The sequence below is a fragment of the Microcystis sp. LEGE 08355 genome (assembly GCF_015207185.1).
GTDB lineage: Bacteria > Cyanobacteriota > Cyanobacteriia > Cyanobacteriales > Microcystaceae > Microcystis > Microcystis panniformis.
The window spans coordinates 1-2,979 of sequence record NZ_JADEXI010000569.1; the positions used below are offsets into that span (position 1 = coordinate 1).

At 36.7% G+C, this 2,979-nt stretch carries 6 protein-coding genes and 1 pseudogene; 4 read left to right on the forward strand and 3 right to left on the reverse strand.

Features of this window, described 5'->3' with window-relative positions:
• Nucleotides 1–224, reverse strand: a pseudogene (locus tag IQ242_RS21225) (helix-turn-helix domain-containing protein); the annotation flags it as partial.
• A 136-nt stretch (nt 225–360) separates the two neighbouring features.
• On the opposite strand from IQ242_RS21225, the gene IQ242_RS21230 reads away from it, so the two are divergent.
• The 4 genes from IQ242_RS21230 (at nt 361) to IQ242_RS26840 (ending at nt 1,809) form a co-directional block, all read left to right on the forward strand.
• Nucleotides 361–714 (forward strand): phenylpyruvate tautomerase MIF-related protein, encoded by a 354-nt coding sequence (locus IQ242_RS21230; protein WP_193961315.1) that lies wholly within the window; start codon nt 361–363, stop codon nt 712–714.
• A gap of 210 nt (nt 715–924) precedes the next feature.
• On the forward strand, nt 925–1,197 hold the full coding sequence (locus IQ242_RS21240; RefSeq protein ID WP_228021129.1) for a hypothetical protein: 273 nt from the start codon (nt 925–927) through the stop codon (nt 1,195–1,197).
• A complete protein-coding gene (locus tag IQ242_RS26835) occupies nt 1,197–1,463 on the forward strand; it encodes an MAE_28990/MAE_18760 family HEPN-like nuclease (RefSeq protein ID WP_255520694.1) in 267 nt (88 codons plus the stop codon). The genes IQ242_RS21240 and IQ242_RS26835 overlap by 1 nt, the downstream gene beginning before the upstream one ends.
• Before the next feature lie 52 nt (nt 1,464–1,515).
• A complete protein-coding gene (locus IQ242_RS26840; protein ID WP_255520695.1) occupies nt 1,516–1,809 on the forward strand; it encodes an MAE_28990/MAE_18760 family HEPN-like nuclease in 294 nt (97 codons plus the stop codon).
• On the opposite strand, the gene IQ242_RS21250 is transcribed toward IQ242_RS26840, so the two are convergent.
• Nucleotides 1,710–2,456: a hypothetical protein gene (locus IQ242_RS21250; protein WP_228021130.1), complete on the reverse strand. Its 747-nt coding sequence runs from the start codon at nt 2,454–2,456 to the stop codon at nt 1,710–1,712. The two genes, IQ242_RS26840 and IQ242_RS21250, sit on opposite strands and share 100 nt — an antisense overlap.
• Nucleotides 2,457–2,461: 5 nt before the next feature.
• Nucleotides 2,462–2,815: a hypothetical protein gene (locus IQ242_RS21255; protein WP_193961317.1), complete on the reverse strand. Its 354-nt coding sequence runs from the start codon at nt 2,813–2,815 to the stop codon at nt 2,462–2,464.
• Nucleotides 2,816–2,979: the final 164 nt, after the last annotated feature.

Here is a 2,979-nt window from a genome sequence, read left to right on the forward strand (position 1 = left end):
TTGATTTCTTTAAATTTTTCTATTCCGCCCTCTTGCTCATCTCGAAGATAGGTTAATAAGGTATTTGGCGAGATTCCTGCTAATTGACAAATTTTTTGGTGCGGTATTTTTTGACTCTTTAACCAAAGAACTTCCATCTTCAGTTGAACCCGGGGATGGGGATGGTGAAATCTTTCCTAAGACAGTGAGTTCTTTTCTTCTTCCGTGAATTCTAGGTTAATCATGTTTTTAATGAGTGCATTGCTTCTAATTATGACCCTGAAACTATATTATTGTCTTTGAGTAAAAAATGTAAGTTGTAGCCGTGCAAAGTATATCAAAACTGTTATATTATATAAAAATATTGCTGAGATTTTTCCTATGCCTCTAATTAAAATTCAAACTTCTGTCACCTCCCTCGATGATGAGACGGTTAATCAACTTTTGCAGAGTCTTTCGGCTAAATTAGCTAAACATCTGGGAAAACCCGAATCCTATGTGATGACAGCTTTAGAATCGGGTATAAAAATGACTTTTGCTGGCACTTTTGAGCCAGTGTGTTATGTGGAGATTAAAAGTGTTGGTTCTATTTCCGCCGCTCAAACTAAAAGCATGAGTAGTGATTTTTGTCAAGAAATTGAGGCTTATTTAGGAATACCGAAAAATCGCATTTATCTAGAATTTGCCGAGGCGAAAGGTGATCTTTGGGGATGGAATGGCAATACTTTTGGCTAATTTATGCCAAAATTATCGGAGATAGGGCTTATTTTAACTCTCTGGTTAAGATTTTCGCCTGTTCAATCCAAGCTAACATCACCGCAATATCGGGACATAAATCGCGTCTTTGCAGATTAGCCACCTGAAAATTGATGTTTGTGCCAATTGCGGGGATGAGCCTTTTTCTGTCAACTCTTGAGGTTGACGCGTTTCATTTTTGAATTGGCGTTGCTTGATCAAGCGACGAGTGAAGATACTTTTACCAAATATGATGGAACAAGATTTAAGGGTAAATTTCTCGATTCTGCTTATGAAGCGATCACCACAGGATTACGAGAAAATATCGATGATTACTCTACTCAAGATATTGAACTGCTAAAAACAAAAATTCAGGAAATGTGGTCAGAATCTGACTTTATTTATAACATCGGTACGGGATCGAGAGCTAGAACTAGAATGCTCAAAATGATTGAATTTGGCAAAAAATATTTTAAAAAGTAATGAGTAAAGATAATAAAACTATCGAAATTTTCCAGAAAAACTTAGATGAAGATATGGCATGGCGAATTAAAGAACTTAGTATTTTAAAAACTAAAATTCCTCGACAAAAAGGAACTGAGCAAGATGTATTAATTAGAGCCAGAATAACCACTCTCTATGCCCATTGGGAAGGTTTTATTAAATATGCAGCAGAATGTTATTTGCAGTTTGTTTCCTTAAGAAAATTAAATTATCATGAACTGGATTACTGTTTCGTTGCCTTCTAGAAAATCTATAAATCAGTTAATAAAAACCAATAAATTTAAGTTACAAAAAGAGATGATCAAAAATTTACTTGATAACCTAGAAAATAGAGCTTTTATACCCCACGAAAATATTATTAACACCAAATCTAATCTCAATTTTGAAGTTTTCACTGATATCTGTACTATTCTAGGAATTGATGATAGTGATTATCAACTGCGGCAGAAAGCTATTGATGAACAACTTCTCACCCAAAGAAATAAAATTGCTCATGGCAAGTATTTAACTAGAGACGAAGTGACTAATCGGAGTAACTTGTCTTTTGTCTCTGCCAAATTCTTATCTTCTGTATCGCGCTGTAAACTTTGAGTATTATAAATTTCTTTAATTAAGTCTCTGCCAGCAGAAAAAACATTACTATCGGAATATTTGGTTGCACTGGCTTCTTCAAAAAATATATTAATTCCCTCTGACCATTCAGCTTTTAACTCTAAGTCATCCACTTGCTCTAATAGATTATTACTAAGAGATTGAAGTTCTTGAAGCTGCGTTTTGACATGAGGTGCTTTCGCATAAATTCTTCCCCAAGTGGACAAAAAATCAAGAGTTTGTTCGGCAATTAAAGGGGTTCCGTCCGCAAGACTAACTTTAAAAAAAGCGTCGAGGACAGGGGCAAGAAGCGCAAAAATTGGTAATTCCCAACTATTGACAGAAGCGGTAAGAACAAGTAGGCTGATTCTAGATGGACTATCAGGGGGAATACTATTGCGAGATAAAATTGACGCAATAAATAACCAAACAACCTCATTGTTAATCTCGCTGTCATTCTGTAGAAGCTTACGTCCCAATACCCCTAAGCCGATTTCTGAAGCTTCGATCGATCCCAGTGCCAACAGAGCGGCAAACTCTCTAACATGACTATCCACCCTTCTCAGATTGCCGAAAGCTCTATCAATTTCTTCTCTAGCGTTATCACTATCGCCAGAGTCTAAAAATTGTTGTACTCTTCTAAGCATCGTTGTCATTCTGTTTGGGGCGAAGGGATAAAGGTAAGACCACTGCGAATTTCAATATCTACACGGGCGTTTTTAGTTTTACGTTTAGAATCCTGAAATGGGTGCGGTTGTGCCTCTGGAGTGACACCACCTTGCTCACTAGCATTTGTAACAAAGCGTTCAGCTTTTCTAAAAGCTTGTTTCCGTTCCTCTCGTTGAAATTCATTGCATTGCCCTTTAATATTAGCAAGAAATAATAATCCTTCTTCAGCAGTAACAGGATTTTTTCTTGCCCAAGAACAACTGTATCCACCCTCTTGCTGGATATCGTCTCCTTGAGCTTGTACCCTCCCACGATAAGGTTCTGACGAACTCGACATATTAAATGTTCAAATTTATTCATTTAAGACAATTATATAGGGTCTGCTGAATAAATCTAAAAACCTTGTTGGATAAGACTTTTGGACTTTTTTCCCCTCAAAAAGTGCCAGCCATTGCGGGGATCGGGGGAAAATTCAGGTACTTTTTCCCTGAAAATTAGGTA